Here is an 18812-nt window from a genome sequence, read left to right as displayed (position 1 = left end):
GGTCCCTTTGTTTGCCGATGGAGCGTGTTTGCCGGCGCAGCCCGGGCTGGTGGGCTGGAGCCGCATCAACCGTACAGCGTATGGAATAAATACTTAATACTTCCGCATTACGGATTTATCTTTCCGGAAACATGGGCTCCCTACCTTTGGGATGACCCTGCGGCGTTCCTGGCGCCGCCCTCCGACGCAGATACCGCTCCCGTACGGTGTCTTTCCCAACGAACAGGCACACAGCATGAAGATCACCGCCACGCCGCGGCCGCCGGCCCACGATGCACGCAGGAAGCCGCTGTACACATCGCTTTTCGTCCAGATCCTCGCGGCGGTGGTGGCGGGTGTCCTCGTAGGCCACTTCTGGCCGGACCTCGGCGCAGGGCTCCGCCCGCTCGGGGACGGCTTCATCCAGCTGATCAAGATGATCATTGCCCCGCTGATATTCCTGGTGATCGTCACAGGGATCGCCGCGGTCAGCGACGTCAAGGCCGTGGGCCGGGTGGGCGTCAAGGCCTTGGCCTACTTCACCGGCGCTACGCTGTTCGCCCTGGTCTTCGGGCTTATCGTCGCCAACCTGGTGCAACCGGGTGCCGGCCTCAACATCGATCCCGCCACCCTGTCCCAGGACGCCCTCAACGCCAAAACCTCCACCGCCCCGCCCAAGGACGCGGGCGCCTTCCTGCTCGGCATCATCCCCACCAGTGTCGTTGGTGCCTTCGCCAGCAACAACCTCCTCCAGGTCCTCTGTTTCGCTGTCTTCTTCGGCGCGGCGATTGTCGTCGTCGGACGTGAACGCTGCCTGCCGGTAATCACCCTGATGGAAACCGTGCTGGAACTGTTCTTCAAGATCATGGGCTGGGTAATGCGTGCGGCGCCGGTTGGAGCGTTTGGCGCCATGGCCTTCATCATCGGCCAGTACGGCCTCGACTCCCTCGGGACCTACGCGGTGCTGATCGCCGCCTGCTACGCCGCCGCAGTGGTGTTCATCGGGCTCCTCTTCGTGGTGGCATGGGTTTACCCCCGGGTGCCGTTGTGGCAGTTCATCAAGTACACCAGGGAGGAATTTCTGCTGGCGCTGGGCACGGCGTCCACAGAGTCCGTCCTGCCGCGGATCATGGCCAAGTTGACCAGCGCCGGCTGCTCCCGCGCCACCACCGGCCTGGTGGTGCCCACCGGCTACTCGTTCAACCTGGACGGCGCCGCCATCTACCTCTCCATCTCGCTGCTGTTCCTGGCCCAGGCCTTCGGCTACCACCTTGACCTGGGCCAGCAGCTCGCGGCCTTGGGCATCCTGATGCTGACATCCAAGGGCATGGCAGGAGTTCCTGGCTCTGCCTTCCTTGCCCTGTCCGCCACGGCGGGGGCGCTGGGGATCTTCCCGGTAGCCGGCGTCGCGCTCCTCCTCGGCGCCGACCGCCTGATGGACTCCATGCGTGTTGTGGTGAACCTGCTGGGGAACTGCGTGGCCACGTTCGTGGTGGCCAAGTGGGAGGGCCAGTTCGATCGCGAGGCCATGCTGCGGGCGTTCGCCGGCGAGGACGGCGTGACGGACTCCGCTGGTGACGGCACGACGCCGGCAGTGGCGGGACAGCCGGGCGTTGCCACGGTGCTGCCGGGCGACGGGGCGGGAACCGGCGTTGACATCACGCACCCGGGCACGCCAGCAGGGCAGCCGGCACCCGCTGCGCCGGCCTCAGTCCGGTAGGTGCCGTCGGCCGCCCGGGCCGCCGCTCCAGCCGTTCCGTTGTTGCGGCCGCGCTGTTGACCCGGCCTGGCTGGCCGTCCCCGGGACTGTTGTCCGGCCCATGATGCACACTGTCCCTATGACTTTTGCCAACGTGGGAATGCTCGGAACCAAACCCGGCCGGCGCGATGCCCTCGTGGCAATCCTGCTCCGGCCCAAGCCCGGGATGCGGGAGGCCGGCTGCCTGCTCTACGAGGTGGGGATCAATGACGACGTTCCGGACACGGTGTTCGTTTCGGAACTCTGGGAATCCGCGGAGGCGCACCAGGCCTCGCTGCAGCTGGAGAGCACACGCGCTGCGATCGCCGAAGCCATGCCGTTGCTTTCCGGGCAAATGAGCGGCCACCGTTTTACGGTGCTGGGCTCGCCGCTGCAGTAGGGCCGGCCCTCCGTGCACTGCCGGCAAAGCCGGGGCAAAACAGTTCCGGTTTTTTGGGTACCGGTCCAGCGTGAGTGGGCTACGGTAATCGGGGTAAGGAGGCCACATGAAACCGCTGCCAGCGCTGGAAATTGTCACCCGCCTCGAGGATGCCGACTGGCTTGATCCCCTGGCCAAGAGCGTCCGGAAAGCCGTGAAGAAGGCCATTCCGGCCCGCTGGGCCCGCGATGCCCTGCACGGTGTCCCCATCGGCCACCCGGTCCACCCCCTCGCTGTCCAGGTGCCTATCGGTGCCTGGCTTTCGGCCGGCGTGCTTGATGCAGTTCCCGGAGGTGGGAAGGCCGCCACGCTCCTGATCGGAGTGGGGGCCGCAAGCGTGGTCCCGTCCGCCCTGGCCGGGTTCACCGACTGGTCGCAACTGCACCCGCAGCAGCAGCGGGTGGGGCTGGTGCATGCGGCGGCCAACGTGACAGCTACGGGCCTCTACCTTGCCTCGCTGGTCCAGCGGGCGAGGGGCAGCCAGGGCAGCGGCAAGGTACTGGCGTACTTGGGGCTGGCCACGGCGAGTGCCGGCGGCTTCCTGGGCGGCCATCTCACCTACCGGCAGGCCGCCGGTGTGAACCACAGCGAGGAAATCCCACACCGGTTCCCGTCCGGCTGGCATCCCCTGGCGCCCCTGGCCGACCTGCCCGAAGGCGGCCTCCACAAGCGCGACGTGGCCGGGATCCCGCTTCTGGTCCACCGCGAGGGTAACACCGTCAACGTTCTGTCCGACGTCTGCAGCCACCTGTCCGGACCACTTCATGAGGGCAAGATCAAGGACGACGGCGGGGACCCGTGCGTCGTCTGCCCGTGGCACCGGAGCGCCTTTTCGCTGCGGACCGGCGAGGTCAAAGCCGGGCCGGCCACCGCCCGCCAGCCGGTCTTCGAAACCCGGACCAACGGCGGCATTGTGGAGGTCTGCCTGCCGGGAGCCGACTGACCGGGCAGTTGCCGTGGCCGGCGCGGCAAGGCCATTCGGCCCTACTGCGCGGTGCGGAACGACGAAAGACTGGGCTCATGGCGGGTGCCGGCGGAGTGCAACCATGAGGCAGCGCCGCAGCGTCCCTGGGCGGCTGCGCTGGTTGATCCAGCACGCGGGGGTGTGACCGGACAATGCGCGTTTCTGAACCTCGGGAGATCGCTTCCGGCCTCCTGCTCCTCACCTCCGGCAGCGGCCCGGTTGCTTCGAACTTCTACCTTGTCCGGTCCGGTCCGTCCTGGGTGCTGGTCGACTGCGGCTGGGGTGGCAGCGCGGAACCAGCCCGCATGGCGGTTGAGCGGGTCGTTGGGCGCGGGGCGAAACCTGACGCGATCCTCCTGACCCATATCCATCCCGACCACTCCGGCGCCGCTGGTGCGTTGGCCCGCGCGTGGGAGGTGCCGGTGTACGCCCACCGGGCCGAGTTGCCCATGGCGGCCGGCAGGTACGTCCCCGCGCGGTCCATGCCGCTGGACCGGTGGATCACGGCCCCGCTGATGTGGTCGCTCCCGGCCCGTGCGCGTCGCAGGGTTGAGGTGGCGGGTGACATTTCGGACCTCGTGCGGTCCCTTCCCCGCAGCGGCGAGGTGCCGGGCCTGCCTGGCTGGGTGGTAGTGCCCACGCCGGGCCATACCGCCGGGCATGTTTCCTACTGGCGCGCCGGCGACGGCGTGCTCATCACCGGCGACGCAGTCGCCACAGTGAACCTGAACTCCTTCCGCGGGCTCCTGCTGGGACTGCCCGATCTGTCCGGGCCGCCCTGGTACACCACATGGAACATGGAACTGGCCAAAGACTCCGTCACGCGGCTTGCTGAACTGGGGCCACGCCTGCTGGCGCCCGGCCACGGGCAGCCGCTGGCTTTCGGAATCGTTCCCCGGTTGCGGTCCCTGGCTGCGAAGGAACCGAGGCAGCGGACCGCGTTTCGCCGCCGCGCCGCCGGGGCGCCCGGCGCTGTCTAAGGCCACTGCAAGGCGGAGGTCACCAGCCGGCGGCCAATCCTCAGCCGGGTGCGCTGACCCATTCACCCCTTCGCAGCACTGCCGTCAGGGCCAGGTCGTGGTCGAGGACCACGACGTCGGCCTGCATCCCGGCGCGCAGGTCACCTGCCTGCGCCGAGAGGCCCAGCAGGGATGCAGGGACGGCCGTGGCTGAGGTGACGGCATCACGCAATGGAACTCCGGCAGCCACGCAGCAGCGGACAACGTCCAGCAACGTGCTGGTACCCCCGGCAATAGCGCCCGTGGCATCGACCCGGGCTACGCCGCCGGCAACCGTCACGGCGAGGGATCCCAGCATGTACTGTCCGTCCGCCAGCCCGGTGGCGGCCATCGAATCGGTCACCAGCGTGATGTTCTCCGGCCCCACGAGGTCAAACACCAACTTCACGGTTTCCGGGGCCAGGTGCACGCCGTCAGCGATCAGCTCCACCACTGCCTGCCCGGCCTTGGCCGCGCTGAGGCTCGCCGATACCGGCCCGGGCGAGCGGTGGTGCAGTGGAGGCATGGCGTTGAACAGGTGGGTCACGGTCGGGCGGCTCCTCCCGGCCGGGTTGCCGGACGAGCCCAAAGCCGCCGCCGCGTGCGCCAGGAAGGCTGCCGCCGTCGCGTGGTCCGCGGCGGTGTGGCCGAGCGACGGGATGATGCCCAAGGCCGCCAGCCTGCCGGAAAGTTCGGAGGCGCCGGGAAGCTCGGCCGCCAGCGTCATGGAGGCCAGCGTTGAACCCGCCGAGGCCAGCATGCGGGCCACCAAAGCAGGATCTGGTTCCAGGAGCAGGCCGGGATCGTGGGCGCCGCACTGGTGGCCCGAGAGGAAAGGACCCTCCAGGTGCGAGCCCGCGATCAGTCCCAGGCCAACCAGTTCCCGCAACATTCCAAGGTTGCGGACCAGGTCCGCGGGCTTCCCGGTCACCAGGCTTGCCACCAAGGTGGTGGTTCCACGCCCGTGCAGGTAGCGTGCCGCCCGCTCGGCGCCACCGGCATCGCCCTCGGAGAAATCCGAACCGAAGGCCCCATGGCAGTGCACGTCCACCAGGCCGGGCACCAGGACCCGGCCGGCGGGTGCCTCCGGCGGAAGTACCCCGGGGAAACCCTGCGCCGGCCCCGCGAAGGTGACCAGGCCGCCGTCGGCCGCCACCACCCCGTCCGCAATATCCAGCGAGGCGGTGACCAACCGGCCGCGAAGAACAACTTCATTGCCCATCTTTGAGAGTCCTTCGTTCGTCGGAAGCATCGGCGCCCACTGCGGCAGCAATGCGTTCGGCCAGCGCGGGGTCCGCGATGCCGGACCGGTCTCCGCCGCCCGCAGCGCCGCCGTGCCGGGGTCGGGCCGAAGTGTGCACGGCATGGACTCCCGCTTCAAGGAGCGACGGTACCAGCGCCAGGGTGACGCCCCCGCCGGCCATGATCTGGACCGAGGGCGCGCTCCGGCGTCCCTGCTGCACGATCCTGCCCAGCATCTCCAACCCCGTGGCGCAGTCGGGACTGCCCCCACTGGTGAGGACGCGGTCCACTCCGGCGTGCTCCAGCCGGGAGAGCGCCCCCGCCGGGTCGACGCCGGCCGCCAAGGCTGCGTCGAACGCGCGGTGGAAGGTGATTTCGGCATCCGGTTTCACGGCCCGCGCTGCCGCCACGATGCGGCGGAGCGCCGGGATATCCGGGCTGCCGTCGGCGGACAGGACACCAACCACCACGCCCGCGGCTCCGGCTGCCAAAGCCGCGGTGGTATCGCGCTCAATGACATCGAGCTCGTCCGGACCATACATGAAGTCGCCCGGCCGGGGACGCACCAGGACATGCACGGGAAGGCCCAGGCCGCACGCCTGCCCGATGGTGCCGATGCTCGGCGTGATGCCCTCTGTTTCGGCCAGGGCGGCGCACAGTTCAACGCGGGCCGCGCCCACGGCGGCGGCCAGCCGGACGCCGTCGGCATTCTCCACCGCGAGCTCGAGCTGCGGCACGGTCCGGGCCTCGGGCACGCGCCTGGGGCTCAGAGTCCCTGCCATGCCGGCTTCCGGCCGAAGGTGTCTTGGTAGTACTCACGGTGGGCGAGCCGTGAGGCCGCGGCCTCGTCCACCAGTACCGACACGTGCGGGTGCAGCTGGAGGGCCGATGCCGGGCATGCCGCCGCGACGGGACCTTCGACGGCGGCCGCTACGGCCTCTGCCTTGGCCTCGCCCATAGCCAGCAGCAGCAGGTGCCGGGCCTCCCGGATGGTGCCCAGGCCCTGGGTCAACACATGGTCGGGCACGTCCTCCGGTGCGTCAAAGAAGCGGGCGTTGTCCTGGCGGGTTTGCCGGGTGAGCGTCTTGATCCGGGTGCGTGAGGCGAGCGAGGACATGGGCTCATTGAATCCCACGTGGCCGTCCGTCCCGATGCCCAGGATCTGGATGTCCACACCGCCGGCGGCCGCAATCCGGGCCTCGTAGGCGGCGGCCTCCGCCTCCGGATCCGGGGCCATCCCGTCCAGCCCGTGGACCGCGCCGGCGCCGAAGTCCACGCTGGCCGTGAATTCGTCCCGGATGACCGAGTGGTAGGACTGCGGATGCCTTGCAGGCAAGCCCACGTACTCGTCCAGCAGGAAGGCCTGGGCTTCGGCGAAACTCAGGCCGCCGTTGCGGTGCCGGTCGATGAGTTCCCGGTACGTGCCCAGGGGAGTGGAGCCCGTGGCCAGGCCAAGGACGGACGGCCCGCGGCGGACCTGTTCCTCGATGGCATCCGCGGCCATGCGGGCTACGTCGTCAGGGGTGGGCAGAATGATGATTTCCATGCGGTGTGATGCTTTCGGGTGGAGGTTGCTGTTGGTGGGCGGTCTATTTCGCGGCTTCGGTTTCCACGGTTACCTCGTCGTCCTCGCGGCCCGGGGTGCGCAGGTTCCAGCGCTTGATGACGAATGAGAACAGGAAGTAGTAGATGGCCGCGTAGCCCAGGCCCATCGGGATCAGCATCCACGCGTTCTGTGCTTTGCCGAAGTTGAGGACGAAGTCGATCAGGCCGGCTGAGAACGTGAAGCCGTCGTGGATGCCCAGTGCGTTCACCAGGGCCATGGACGTTCCGGTCAGGGCGGCGTGGACGACGTAGAGCGGGAACGCGACGAACATGAACGAGTACTCGAGCGGTTCGGTGATGCCGGTGAAGAATGCCGTGAGCGCGGTGGAGAGCATGATGCCGCCCACGATCTTCTTCTGGGAGGGTTTGGCGTGGCGCCAGATGGCCAAGGCCGCGGCGGGCAGGCCGAACATCATGATGGGGAAGAAACCGGTCATGAAGGTACCCGCGGTGGGGTCGCCGGCGAAGAAGCGGTTGAGGTCGCCCCGGACCAGGTGGCCGGATGCGTCCGTGTAATCGCCGATCAGGAACCAGACGCCGGAGTTCAGGATGTGGTGGAGGCCGGCGGGGATGAGCATGCGGTTGGCGAAGCCGTAGATTCCGCCGCCTAGCACCGCGTTGCCTGCCACGGCCTGTCCCACGGCGGTGAGGCCTGCATTGAAGAGCGGGTACAGCAGGGCCAGGACGACGCCGGCCACCAGGCTGGTGACGGAGGTCAGGATGGGAACCAGGCGGCGGCCGCTGAAGAAGCCGAGGAAGTCAGGCAGTTTGGTGCGGTAGAACCGCTGCCACAGGACGGCGGACAGCAGGCCCACCACGATTCCGGCGAGGACGCCGTAGTTGATCATGGCCGGCTTTCCGGCAGGGTCCAGTTGTCCGTCCAGGACCAAGGGGGACATCGCCTTGAAGACACCGTCGATCACCATGTAGCCCACCACGGCCGCGAGTGCGGTGGAACCGTCGGCCTTCTTGGCCCAGCCGACGGCGATGCCGACGGCGAAGATGAGCGGCAGCCACGTGAAGACGGCGTTGCCTGCGGCTGAGATGACGGACGCGCCGCCCTCGAAACCGGGGATGGCGCCGAGCAGGTCGGCCTGGCCGATGCGCAGCAGGATGCCCGCGGCAGGAAGCACGGCGATGGGGAGCATCAGGCAGCGGCCCAGCCGCTGAAGGGTGGCGAAGGCCCTGTTTGGCTTCTTCTCTGGAGCCAGGGCGGTGGTCTCGGATGTTGACATGGTTGCACCTCTGCGGGGTTCGGATGGGGGCTTGTGAAGAATGGGTTCCAGCCGGTACTGTCTGGTTATGACCAGTTCAGTGTGATTCATCCCACGGTCCGGTGTCAAGGAAGGAAAATTCCCTCCAGGACGGGCCGCCCGTGGCAAATGAAGCCATCATTGGTCGTACCGGGGCCGCCGGCCCAGGTGTTGGAAGATGTGCTCCGTACGGGCACCGTCAGAAAGGGCAGCCATGTCCAAAGCAGAAAAGATCATCGAAGGCCTGGGCGGAGCCGGCAACATCGTGGAAGTGGAAGCGTGCATCACGCGGCTGCGCACCGAGGTGAAGGACTCCTCGCTGGTCAGCGAGGCCTCGCTCAAGGCTGCGGGAGCCCACGGCGTCCTGACCGCCGGCACCGCCGTGCAGGTCATTGTTGGCCCCGAAGCGGACACGCTCGCCGAAGACATCGAGGACCTCCTCTAGTGGCGCCGTCCTTGCCCGTTAACGCCCCGATCGGCGGGTCGGTAGTTCCGCTCGCGGATGTTCCGGACCCTGTCTTCGCAGGTCAGATGGTGGGTTCCGGCGCGGCAGTGGAGCCGCCCGCCGGGGTGGCGTTCGACGTCGTGTCCCCCGTTGCGGGGAAAGTGGTCAAGATGCTGCCGCACGCCTTCGTGGTGGTTGAAGCATCGGGCCGTGGCGTCCTGACGCATGTGGGCATCGATACCGTCAAGCTCAAGGGCGAAGGCTTCAAGGTGCTGGTGGCCCAAGGGGACGTGGTCCAGGCCGGCGAGCGGGTCATGCACGTGGATCCCACCGCGGCCCTGGCCGCGGGCTACTCAATGGTGAGCCCCGTCGTCGTGCTGGATACCAAACCGGACACTGCCACCCTTGTGCAGGCCGGCACCGTGGGCGCCGGCGAACTGCTGTTTACGCTCGGCTGAGCTGCTTTACAGGCGGACTTCCATGGTGAGGGAGTAGCGGTCCGACCGGTACCACGAGCGTGAATGCTCGATGGCCAGGGTGCCCGAATAGGACACGCGGTCAAACGCAAGCACCGGAGCTCCGGTTCCCGTGCCGAGGAGCGCCCCGACGTCGGCCGGGGCGCCCTCGGACCGGACGCTTTGGCGGGCCCGGTCGATCTGGTGGCCGAACTGCGCAGCGAGTGCCTTGTAGACGGAACCGGTGAGATCGATCCCCAACAGCCCGGGCGCATGCTGGGGGTTGTACCAGGCATCATCCACGCTGACCGGCCTGCCGTCCGCCAGACGGAGCCGTTTCAGGTGGAATGCCTCCGCGCCGGGAGTGAGGCTGAGCGCGGTTGCCGTTTCGTCGGGGGCTGCCACTTGTTCGGCCACCAGGACCACCGTGCTGGGGACGTGGCCCATCGCCTCCATCTCCTGCGTGAACGAGGCAAGGTGCAGGGTGGACTGGACGGGGGAGTCCGCCACGAACGTCCCCTTGGCCGGGACCCGCACCAGGTGCCCTTCGTTGACCAGGCGGCCGATCGCGGCGCGCACGGTGATCCGGCTGACGCCGTAGGAGTCCATGAGCGTCCGCTCGCTGGGAAGCCGGGCGCCGGGCTCCAGCTCCTCCTTGGCGAGTTTGAGGATGATGAGCCGGAGCTGCTCATGCTTGGGGATCTGTGAGTTGTTGATGGGCGCGTTGGCCGCCTGCGCCGTGGTGCCTGGTGTGGCGGACATCCAGCCCCTCCTTAGTCTGGAGCGGTCCGGTTAGGACCACTTCTTCGGATTATTCCATAAGAAGCTGTCCGGGTAACCATGTGGCAGCGGCGGGCGGACGGCAGCCGCGCCATGCCGGCGAAAGCCAAAACGAGGGGCGGCCCAGGACATTTCTGTCCTGGGCCGCCCTCATTGCACCTGCTTGCCGCGCGGGCTGCCTACTGCGTCTTGCTGCCGAACCCTACGCGGGCACTCCCGTCTGTCGGGAGCTCCGGAATGACATCGCGGGTGGGTGCCCCGCGGAACTTCGGCGAAGGATCCTGGCCTTCGGTCAGGCGCTGCAGCTCCTGGCCTTCGAAGTCCTCTTCTTTTCCGAGCAGGATGGCGGAGTCGTGGTTGGTAATTTCCCCCTTGAAGGCCCGCACCATGACGCTGTGGTCGAACTGCCCCTCCCACTTGGACACCACGAAGGTGGCCACGCAGTTGCCCAGCAGGTTGACCACCACCCGCATCGAGTCCATGAGCCGGTCTGCGCCCAGGAGGAGCGCGACGCCGGCCACCGGGAAGATGCCGAGCGCTGCGGCCGTGGCCGACAAGGCCAGGAACGACGATCCCGGGACCCCTGCCATGCCCTTGGAGGTCAGCAGCAGCACGCCGAGGGCTGCCAGCTGCTGGCCCAGGTCAAGGTGGTGGCCGAAAGCCTGCGCCAGGAACAGCAGCGAGATGGAGAGGTAGATGGCTGCGCCGTCCAGGTTGAAGGAGTAGCCCGTGGGGACCACCAGACCGGTGGTGGCCCGGGAGCAGCCGGCATTGGTCAGTTTGGTCATGATCCGGGGCATCACCGCTTCGGTGGATGCCGTGCCCAGGGCCAGCAGGAACTCCTCCCGGGTGTACTTCAGGAACTGCCAGAGCGGCACCCGGGCAAAACTCCAGGCCACCACGAAGAGCAGGCCGATGAAGATCACCGCGGCGCCGTAGCAGGCAGCGATCAGGACCGCGTAGGTGCTCAGGGTATCCAGCCCGTACTGGCCGATGATGAACGCCATGGCCCCGAACGCGCCAAGCGGTGCCACCTTCATGATCCAGGCCATGATCTTGAAGATCAGTTCCAGGACCGTTTCCATGACGTTGATGACCGGCAGGCACTTCTCGCGTCCGATGACGACGATTGCAGCGCCGAAGAAGACGGAGAAGAACAGGACCTGCAGGAGGCTGTTGCTGGCAAATGCGCCGATGACGCTGGCCGGAATGATGTCGAGGATGAAGGAAGCAGCATCCTTGGGTGGCGCTGTGCCGGTCTTTGCGTCCAGGTCCGCCTGGGACAGTGTTGAGGGGTCGATGTTCAGGCCGGCGCCCGGCTGGACGATGTTTCCGATGATCAGTCCAAAGACCAGGGCGAACAGCGTGGCTGCCGTGAAGTAGAGCAGGGCCTTGACCCCAACCCTTCCAACCGCCTTGACGTCGCCTACGGCTGAAATTCCGGTAACAATCACCAGGAAGATCAGCGGCGCGATGATCATCTTGATGAGTTTGATGAAGCCATCTCCAAGCGGCCTCAGTTGGGAACCGAGGTCGGGCCAGAAATGCCCGATGAGTACACCTGCCACGACGGCGATCAGAATCTGGAAGAAGAGCGACTTGTACAGTGGCTTCCTCTTCGCGGGCACCGAACTCGCCTTCAGTGCCTCAGGGTTTGGGATCTTCATTGACCTTTGCCTATCAATTGGGAACAACCCGTTTGCGGGGCTGTTTCCAAAGTAATCCTCATCACACTTATTCCGCAAGAGGAAAACTGATTTCCACATTGTGGAACCCTAATCACGCTTTGTGACCGCCGCTACATGATGCCGGTAGCTACCAGCAGTGCCCAAGCCAACGCCGGAGCCACCAGCACCACGCCGCCTGCATAGAACATCAGCTGCCGGTAAACCCGTTGCCTGTCGTCCTCGCGGGCATTGGCCACCACCAGGGCGCCGTCCGTGGAGAAAGGGGAGACGTCGACGACGGTGGCTGCGACCGACAGCGCGGCCACAGTTCCGGAGGCGCTGAGCGAGCTCGTGGCGAGCAGGGGGCCGGCCATCGGGATGAACGCTGTCAGCAGCGCGGTGGAGGAAGCGAAGGCCGAGCCAACGCCGATGACGTAGCAGAGGACCAGTGCGATCAGCAGCGGAGCACCCAGGGCCAGGGCCTGCATGGCCAGGGTGTCGATCACGCCTACGTGCTGCAGCAGGGAGACGTAGGTGATCATGCCGGCCACCAGCAGGACCGTGGACCAGGAGATGCCGCCAATGAAGGTCCTGTGTTCCTTGATGTTGACGAAGGCAAGCAAAAGGCCGGCGGAGAGGGCCACGAACCCGATCGGCAGATGGAAACCGAGGGTGCACACGAGCATCGCGGCGATCAGGGCCAGCGTCAGGATCTGCTCGCCATGGGGCCGTTCGGTGGACGGCATATCGACGTCCGTGTGCTGGCCGCCCGCGCCGTCCCGGAGCCTGCCGGTGAGGGCGAACAGGAGGAGGGTCAGCGCCGAGAGGATCAGGTTCAGGGCGAAGCTCGCGGCGAACAGGCCGCCCTGGGAGATGGGGAAATGGTTCCGCAAGGCGATGTCATGGACCAACACCCCGGCCACCGAGAGCGGGGAGAAACCGCCGGCGTGGGCGCCGTTGATAATGAACGCACCCATGGCCACGGGGTGCAGCCGGGATTCGTACGCGAACCCAAGGGCCGCGGGAGCCAGCAGCGCGATCGCGGCAGGGGAAAACGTGCCCAGCGAGGTCAGGGCCGCAGCGGCCAGGAAGAATACCCAAGGCAGCAGCAGCGTCCTTCCGCGGACCATTCGCACGCAGGCCTTGACCAGGATGCCGATGGTGCCGTTCCGCTGCGCCATGCTGAAGAAGTAGGTTACGCCGATGATGGTCAGCACAATGCTGGCGGGAAACTCTGCCAGGATCTGCTGGTCGGACATCCCCAGCATGAAGTAGCCGACGCCGAAGGAGGCTACCAGCGCCATCACGCCGATGTTGAGGGGCCACCTTGTGGCGATGACGAACATCGCCACGAGGACTGCCAGCGGAATGATCTGCACGACGGTCATGGTCGGCTCCGGGCTCGGGCGGCCGCCTGGTTGAACATGCCGCGGAGAACGAGGGCAAGTGCGCCCGGGATGGCCACGCCGGCCACCGTCCAAGCAGGATACGACGCCGGGTGGAAGTGTGCGCGTGCGCCCTCGGGGGTTTCCGGGGCGCCGGAAGGCAAAACTGCCCGTGGTTTTCCTGGCCCGGTGCGGTAAAGCCCATAGGCTGGAGGCCGGGCAGGCGCTTCCCCGCCCGGACAAACAGTCCCAGGTGAAAGGCAGGACCATGACGGGTTCCAGCGATGACCCCCAGAACAATGCAGACCTCCGGGGGCCGGGGGACCCCGACACGGCGAAGGAACTGGCCCCGCAGGCGCCCCAGTCGGGACAGCATCCGGAACAGCCCGGCGCAGCGAACATCCGTGAGGAACAGCAGGCCCAGGCAGCTGGAACCGTGCCCGCATCCTACGTGGGCGGCGAAGAAGCGTCCCGGGAAGGCGCGCCGGAAGAGGCGCTGAATGACCCGGGCACCTGGGACGACGAAGTCTGAGATGATAAACCGCGCCGATATTGACCAGGCCGCGCGCCGCACGGCAGGCCTCATCCGCAGGACGCCCGTCATGGCGGCGGACACAAATGCCTACCCCGGCTCCGTATGGTTCAAATGCGAATTCATGCAGCACACGGGCACGTTCAAGGCCCGGGGCGGGCTGAACCGCATCCTCGCCGCCAAGGAGCGCGGGGAACTGCGGGCCGGCGTGGGCATAGTGGTGGCGTCAGGCGGGAACGCCGGGCTGGCTAACGCGTATGCAGCCAGTCAGCTTGGCGTGCCCGCTACGGTGTTTGTTCCTGAAGCCGCGCCCGCCGTCAAAGTGGCCAAACTGATGGCCATCGGCGCCACGGTGGTCCAGGGCGGGGCCGAATATGCTGCAGCCTACGAGGCCGCGGTGGCACATGCGGAAGAAACCGGCGCCGTCTACTGCCACGCCTACGACCAGCCGGAAATCGCCGCCGGTGCCGGGACCGTGGGCACCGAACTGCTGGAGCAGGTGCCGGACGTGGATACCGTCCTGGTAGCTGTGGGTGGCGGCGGGCTGATGGCGGGCGTGGCCGCCGCCGTCGAAGGCCACGCCAAGGTGGTGGCCGTGGAACCGGCAACCGCACCCACCTTGCACGCTGCCCTGGCAGCGGGTGGGCCGGTGGATGTGGCGGTGTCCGGCGTCGCGGCGGACTCCCTGGGTGCCCGCCGGATCGGTGACATCGGCTATTCCGTGGCGGTCCGCTGCGGCGTCGAAAGCGTCCTGGTCAGCGACGCGGACATCATTGCCGCGCGCTCGGCACTCTGGAACGACTACAGGATGGTGGTGGAGCACGGCGCGGCAGCGGCCTACGCTGCGTTGGCCGCCGGAGCATACGTACCCGCAGGGGACGAACGGGTGGTCGTCATCCTCTGCGGCGCCAATACGGACCCGGCCACGCTCTGACGCAGCCCGGACGAACTGGACGCCCGGGCTGCGGCAGCTGACTACTGGCCGCCGGCCTGGCCGCAGAGCTTGCTGTAAGTGCTGCCGGCTTCCTGGTAGCCGGACTGGAGATCGGCGAGCTTGTCCTTGTCCGGGTTCTCCTTGGCCTGCTCATCCGTGTACGCAAGGATCGAGGCGAGGGCGGGCTTGAGGTCGTCCGACGCAACGGCGTGGATGGGGCGGATCTGGTTGGCGAGGTTGTTCATGCCCGTCTTGCCGGCATTGTTGGCGGGGTTCGACACAACAGCCTGGATCCGCTCACAGGTTTCAGCGGTGGTCAGTTGGTGCGGGGCGGAGCAGGCCGTGGCGGAGGCAACGAGGCCGGCGGCAAACAGGGCTGTGGCGAATTTCTTCATGGGTCCCTCGGTAGTGGTCAGAGGTTTCGATTGTAAGCAGATTAGGTACCCGCTTGCCTTCGCGGCGGCTTTCATTGCCGCCGCCCTCGTCCCTTTCGGCCCGGCAGGGTCCTCATCGAGGACCCTGCGGCCGCCACCGGACACACCACTGGCCGGCAGGACGACCTGCCGGCCAGTGGTGTGGTGAAAGCCCTTTGCTGCCTGGTCAGAGAGTCCGCGGCGCCTTGGCCAGGTTGTCCGTCAACTCAGCGGCCGTCTGCCGCTTCACGTACGCCGGGCGGTCACGCTCCACGCGCCAGCTTTCCGAGAGCGGGCCAACGTTGACGGTGTCGAAACCGAACTCGTCGTAGAGGCGGGTGACCAGTTCGGCGGCCTCCGGGGAGTCGCTGGCGGTGGCCAGGGCACGGCGGTTCTCCGTGCCCGCAGGCGCCCCGTCAGTGGTGATGTCCTTGGCCATGATGTGGTTGAAGCCCTTGGCCACCTTTGACTGCGGAAGATGTTCCTGCAGCATCCCCGAGGTGGTGGTTTCGCCGTTGTCCAGGGCCGGAATCCTGCCGTCCCGCTCCCAGTAGTAGTTGTTCGTGTCGATGACAATCTTGCCGGCCAGTGGCTCGGCCGGAATGTCCTTGTAGTTCTTCAACGGCACCGTAACCACGGCAAAGTCGCCCGCGGCTGCCGCTTCGGCCGGCGTCGCCGCGCGGGCCTTCGGGCCGAGCTCGGCCACCAGTTCCTGGAGGGTTTCGGGCCCGCGGGAGTTGCTGATCACCACGTCATAACCCAGCTCCACGGCCTTGCGTGCAACCTGGCTGCCAATATGTCCTGCACCGATGATTCCGATTGTTGTCATACCGGCGGCAACACCGGGCCGTCCCGGGATATTTCATGGGCCGGCCGGCGCGGTCAGTTCTGTGGACTGCCGCGTGGCACGTTTCACGATCTCATGCGCAATCGCATAGACCTTCTTGTTCTGGGTCTGGCTTTGCTGGCTCATCAGCTCATAGGCCTCGTCCGCGCTGACGCCCGTGCGGCCCATCAGGATGCCCTTCGCCTGTTCAATGACCGCCCGGTTGCGCGCTGAAGCGGCGACGGCCTCCGTGGCCAGCTGACGCCGGTCTGAATGGATGGATTGGGTCAGGTCCACCACGACGCCCCAGACGCCGACCGGCGTGCCGTCTTCCATGATGAAGTCGCCGGAAAAGAGCAGCTTGTGCTGCCGGTCCTTTCGGTCCCGGATGGAGACGTAAATGGATGACGGTCCGCCGGACGCGGCCACGCGCTCCCAGAACGCCTGTACCTTGGGCCTGTCATCAGGTTCGATGTGGGCGAGGGCCATCTCCATCGACGGGATGACGTCGCCACGCTCGTAGCCGTAGATGCGGTACAAATCGTCAGACCAGCGGAAGATGCCGTCCGAGAAGAAATGTTCCACTAGCCCGGTGGGGCAATCGAGGTACGCGGGGCCGAGATCGTCCGCTGTCGCAGGTGCTGAAGAGATGCTGTTGGAAGTCACAGTGGGGCCGTTCGACGTGCTGTATCCCGGCTCCCCCCCTGGCCCGGAAATTCAAGTGAACAGAATATAACAGTTCCGAAACCCGGGGCGGGCCCTCCAGCGGGACATTTTCCCCTTACATCCCCAGGTAGCGGCCGGGCCGGTGGTTCAGGGCCAGGACCAGGTTCAACAGCGTGGCGCCCGCCGCGGACAGCACCACCATCAGCGGCGGGACGAGGACGAGCGATGCCAGGACGATTGCCACGTCCAAAACCATTTGGACATACCCGGCCCGCCACGCGAGCTTCTCCTGCAGGAGCAGCGCCAGGATGTTGAAGCCGCCCAGGCTGGATTTGTGCCGGAACAGGATCAGCAGGCCGACACCGGCGAGCAGGTTTCCGCCCAGCACGCCGTACAGGGGGTCCAGAAGCAGGGATCCGAACGCGGCAGGGTGCACACCGGCCAGTACCGAGACCAGTGCGATGGCGGCTCCGGTGCGAAGGGCAAAACCCCAGCCCTTTTTCCAGACTGCCAGGGCGAAGAACGGCAGGTTGACTGCAAAGAAGATGACGCCGAACGGCAACGGCACGGTGTAGCTGAACAGCAGCGCCAGGCCGGCGGTTCCGCCGGTCACCGCTCCGCTCGACTTGAGCAGGAACAACCCCAGCGACGCCGCGAAGGTGCCGGTGAGGATGCCCAGGACGTCCTCAACCACGGAATGGCGGATGGCCGGCGCCGGCCCGGGGCGCGCCGTCGTCGGATCTTCCTGGTGCCTTGGTCCACCGGCGCTGGGCGCATGGGCGGGGGTTTCTGCCGGGGCGCTCACTGGGCCGCGCCCGACTGGGGCAGGAACCGCCCGCGGTTGGCAAGGACGGCGAGCACCCTGTCGTTGGTCGCGGGGTCCGCCAGGGTGATCCGGACGCCGTCCGCGGCGTACCCGCGGGCCAGGATGTCGGCCTCACCCAGGGCGGCGAGGAGCTGTTCGCGAAGCTCGTCGGTCGCACGGAGCCAATAGAAGTTCGCCTGGCTGTCCGGTACGTCCCAGCCGTGGCCGCGGAGGGCACTGATGACCCGGTTGCGTTCGATGGCCACGGCCTCGGTCCGTTCGTGGATCTCGTCCCCGGCCGCGAGGGAGGCCACCGCGGCGGCCTGCGCCATCCTGTTCACGCCGAACGGGACCGCGGTCCGCCGTAGGCCTTCGGCGATCTCCGGCCGGGCAATCGCATAGCCGATCCGCAGCCCGGCCAGGCCGTAGGCTTTGGAGAACGTGCGCAGGATGCAGAGGTTGGGGTGCCGGCGGTAGAAGCCCAGGGAGTCCACGCCGGGTCCGCGCTGGAACTCGATGTACGCCTCGTCCAGCACCACCAGCACGCGCGGGGGCACCGAGCGGAGGAACCCCTCCAGCGCTTCGGGGCTGATGGACACGCCGGTGGGGTTGTTGGGCGAGCAGAGGATCACCAGCCGCGTGCGCTCCGTGATGGCCGCCGCCATGGCGTCCAGGTCGTGCTGCTCGCTGGCCAGCAGCGGCACGGGCACCGACACGGCACCGGCCACCGCCACCAGGATGGGGTAGGCCTCAAAGGACCGCCACGCGAACACCACTTCATCGTCATGTCCGCAGACGGCCGAAATGATCTGCTGCAGCACGCCGGAACTTCCCGGCCCGGCAGCGATTTCTTCGGGTGTGACGCCGAAATGCCGGGCGATGGCTTCCCGGGCCTCCGGTGCCCCCATGCCGGGGTACCGGTGGATCCGGGCCGCCTCAGCGGAGATCGCCTCCACTACCGAAGGCAGGGGAGCGAAGTGGCTCTCGTTGGCGGCAAGTGCGGCGGTCAGGTCCGTCTGCGCGCCCTTGCCTGCCACGTAGGCCGGGAGCTGGGCGACGGCGGCGCGGAGTTCCGGCGCGGCCGCTTCGGGAAGGGTGCTGGTCATGGACAGCATGGTGGGGCAGTGCGGGGCTTCTGCGCAACACAGCCGTCACTTGCAGGACAGATCCGGAGAATTTGTGCCATGAAAGTGGCAAAATGCTCACTATGCACAACATCGATGCCCTGGACGCCGAGATCCTCCTCACACTCGACCAGGACCCCCAGGCCACCGTCCTCTCCCTGTCCCGTACGTTGGGCGTGGCCCGTAATACCGTGCATGCCAGGCTGCGGCGGCTGGTGAACGACGGCAGCCTGGCTCCCTTCAGCCAGCGGGTACGTACTGCGGCCCTGGGGCTGCCGCTGGTTGCCTTCATCTCGATTTCCATCAGCCAGTCCTCCAGCGACGAGGCCGTGGCGGCGCTGCAGACCATTCCGGAAATCATCGAAATGCATGCCACCACCGGGGACGCCGACCTGCTCGCCAAAGTGGCCGCGAAGGACCCGGCCGACCTGCACCGGATCACCAACGCGATGCTGGCGATTGACGGCGTCGTCCGCACCAGCACGGCGATGTCCCTGGTGGAAGTCATGCCCACCCGGACGCTGCCCCTGCTGCAGGCGGCCGCCCGGAAATAGGCGGGCCG

Annotated in this window: 21 protein-coding genes; 9 read left to right on the top strand and 12 right to left on the bottom strand. The window is 67.2% G+C overall.

The features are described from left to right. Positions 1–235: 235 nt before the first annotated feature. The 4 genes from QRN53_RS04025 (at position 236) to QRN53_RS04010 (ending at position 4100) form a co-directional block, all read left to right on the top strand. Complete coding sequence (locus QRN53_RS04025) at positions 236–1699, top strand: cation:dicarboxylate symporter family transporter (protein WP_285242731.1); 1464 nt, start codon at positions 236–238, stop codon at positions 1697–1699. Positions 1700–1817: 118 nt separating this feature from the next. Continuing rightward, complete coding sequence (locus QRN53_RS04020; protein WP_285242730.1) at positions 1818–2117, top strand: putative quinol monooxygenase; 300 nt, start codon at positions 1818–1820, stop codon at positions 2115–2117. Positions 2118–2223: 106 nt separating this feature from the next. Further along, entirely contained in the window at positions 2224–3099 is an 876-nt protein-coding gene (locus QRN53_RS04015; protein WP_285242729.1) for a Rieske (2Fe-2S) protein, read from the top strand. A gap of 173 nt (positions 3100–3272) precedes the next feature. Then, positions 3273–4100 (top strand): MBL fold metallo-hydrolase, encoded by an 828-nt coding sequence (locus tag QRN53_RS04010; RefSeq protein ID WP_285242728.1) that lies wholly within the window; start codon positions 3273–3275, stop codon positions 4098–4100. A gap of 40 nt (positions 4101–4140) precedes the next feature. On the opposite strand, the gene QRN53_RS04005 is transcribed toward QRN53_RS04010, so the two are convergent. Genes QRN53_RS04005 through QRN53_RS03990 form a run of 4 tightly spaced genes read right to left on the bottom strand, consistent with a single transcriptional unit; the run spans position 4141 to position 8200 of the window. Beyond that, positions 4141–5340, bottom strand: a complete 1200-nt coding sequence (locus QRN53_RS04005; protein WP_285242727.1) for an N-acetylglucosamine-6-phosphate deacetylase — start codon at positions 5338–5340, stop codon at positions 4141–4143. Beyond that, positions 5330–6142, bottom strand: a complete 813-nt coding sequence (locus tag QRN53_RS04000; RefSeq protein ID WP_285242726.1) for a copper homeostasis protein CutC — start codon at positions 6140–6142, stop codon at positions 5330–5332. Before QRN53_RS04000 ends, QRN53_RS04005 begins: the two co-directional genes overlap by 11 nt. Beyond that, the gene (nagB, locus tag QRN53_RS03995; protein WP_285242725.1) at positions 6127–6906 is read right to left on the bottom strand and encodes a glucosamine-6-phosphate deaminase; all 780 of its coding nucleotides are present in this window, start codon (positions 6904–6906) and stop codon (positions 6127–6129) included. The genes QRN53_RS04000 and nagB overlap by 16 nt, the downstream gene beginning before the upstream one ends. A gap of 43 nt (positions 6907–6949) precedes the next feature. Then, positions 6950–8200: a PTS transporter subunit EIIC gene (locus QRN53_RS03990; protein WP_285242724.1), complete on the bottom strand. Its 1251-nt coding sequence runs from the start codon at positions 8198–8200 to the stop codon at positions 6950–6952. Positions 8201–8432: 232 nt separating this feature from the next. Here QRN53_RS03990 and QRN53_RS03985 point away from each other — a divergent pair, with 232 nt between their 5' ends. After that, on the top strand, positions 8433–8663 hold the full coding sequence (locus tag QRN53_RS03985) for a PTS sugar transporter subunit IIB (protein WP_285242723.1): 231 nt from the start codon (positions 8433–8435) through the stop codon (positions 8661–8663). Then, positions 8663–9121, top strand: coding sequence for a PTS sugar transporter subunit IIA (locus QRN53_RS03980; protein WP_285242722.1), 459 nt, complete (start codon positions 8663–8665; stop codon positions 9119–9121). Before QRN53_RS03985 ends, QRN53_RS03980 begins: the two co-directional genes overlap by 1 nt. A 6-nt stretch (positions 9122–9127) precedes the next feature. On the opposite strand, the gene QRN53_RS03975 is transcribed toward QRN53_RS03980, so the two are convergent. The 3 genes from QRN53_RS03975 to QRN53_RS03965 all read right to left on the bottom strand — a co-directional run bounded on the left by QRN53_RS03975 (position 9128) and on the right by QRN53_RS03965 (position 12953). Then, positions 9128–9880, bottom strand: a complete 753-nt coding sequence (locus QRN53_RS03975) for a GntR family transcriptional regulator (protein ID WP_285242721.1) — start codon at positions 9878–9880, stop codon at positions 9128–9130. 197 nt (positions 9881–10077) lie between these two features. Further along, a complete protein-coding gene (locus tag QRN53_RS03970) occupies positions 10078–11565 on the bottom strand; it encodes a cation:dicarboxylate symporter family transporter (protein WP_285242720.1) in 1488 nt (495 codons plus the stop codon). Between the two features lie 131 nt (positions 11566–11696). Next, positions 11697–12953, bottom strand: coding sequence for an SLC13 family permease (locus QRN53_RS03965; RefSeq protein ID WP_285242719.1), 1257 nt, complete (start codon positions 12951–12953; stop codon positions 11697–11699). 265 nt (positions 12954–13218) lie between these two features. On the opposite strand from QRN53_RS03965, the gene QRN53_RS03960 reads away from it, so the two are divergent. Both QRN53_RS03960 and QRN53_RS03955 read left to right on the top strand, forming a co-directional pair. Further along, positions 13219–13482: a hypothetical protein gene (locus QRN53_RS03960; protein WP_285242718.1), complete on the top strand. Its 264-nt coding sequence runs from the start codon at positions 13219–13221 to the stop codon at positions 13480–13482. 1 nt (position 13483) lies between these two features. Then, complete coding sequence (locus QRN53_RS03955; protein ID WP_285242717.1) at positions 13484–14416, top strand: threonine/serine dehydratase; 933 nt, start codon at positions 13484–13486, stop codon at positions 14414–14416. 41 nt (positions 14417–14457) lie between these two features. On the opposite strand, the gene QRN53_RS03950 is transcribed toward QRN53_RS03955, so the two are convergent. The 5 genes from QRN53_RS03950 to hisC form a co-directional block, all read right to left on the bottom strand. Next, positions 14458–14811: a hypothetical protein gene (locus QRN53_RS03950; RefSeq protein WP_285242716.1), complete on the bottom strand. Its 354-nt coding sequence runs from the start codon at positions 14809–14811 to the stop codon at positions 14458–14460. 205 nt (positions 14812–15016) lie between these two features. Next, positions 15017–15658, bottom strand: coding sequence for an NADPH-dependent F420 reductase (locus QRN53_RS03945; RefSeq protein WP_285242715.1), 642 nt, complete (start codon positions 15656–15658; stop codon positions 15017–15019). 33 nt (positions 15659–15691) lie between these two features. Continuing rightward, entirely contained in the window at positions 15692–16321 is a 630-nt protein-coding gene (locus QRN53_RS03940; protein WP_285242714.1) for a PAS and ANTAR domain-containing protein, read from the bottom strand. Positions 16322–16436: 115 nt separating this feature from the next. After that, positions 16437–17126 (bottom strand): YitT family protein, encoded by a 690-nt coding sequence (locus tag QRN53_RS03935; RefSeq protein WP_502934816.1) that lies wholly within the window; start codon positions 17124–17126, stop codon positions 16437–16439. Continuing rightward, a complete protein-coding gene (gene hisC / locus QRN53_RS03930; RefSeq protein ID WP_285242713.1) occupies positions 17123–18241 on the bottom strand; it encodes a histidinol-phosphate transaminase in 1119 nt (372 codons plus the stop codon). The genes QRN53_RS03935 and hisC overlap by 4 nt, the downstream gene beginning before the upstream one ends. Before the next feature lie 83 nt (positions 18242–18324). Between hisC and QRN53_RS03925 the strand changes: the two genes are divergently transcribed. Next, positions 18325–18804, top strand: a complete 480-nt coding sequence (locus tag QRN53_RS03925; protein WP_285242712.1) for an Lrp/AsnC family transcriptional regulator — start codon at positions 18325–18327, stop codon at positions 18802–18804. The last annotated feature ends 8 nt before the right edge of the window (positions 18805–18812 follow it).

Origin of the sequence: Pseudarthrobacter sp. fls2-241-R2A-127, from assembly GCF_030209355.1 — a bacterium.
Taxonomy (GTDB): Bacteria; Actinomycetota; Actinomycetes; order Actinomycetales; family Micrococcaceae; genus Arthrobacter.
This window is presented reverse-complemented; position numbering and strand designations above follow the sequence as displayed.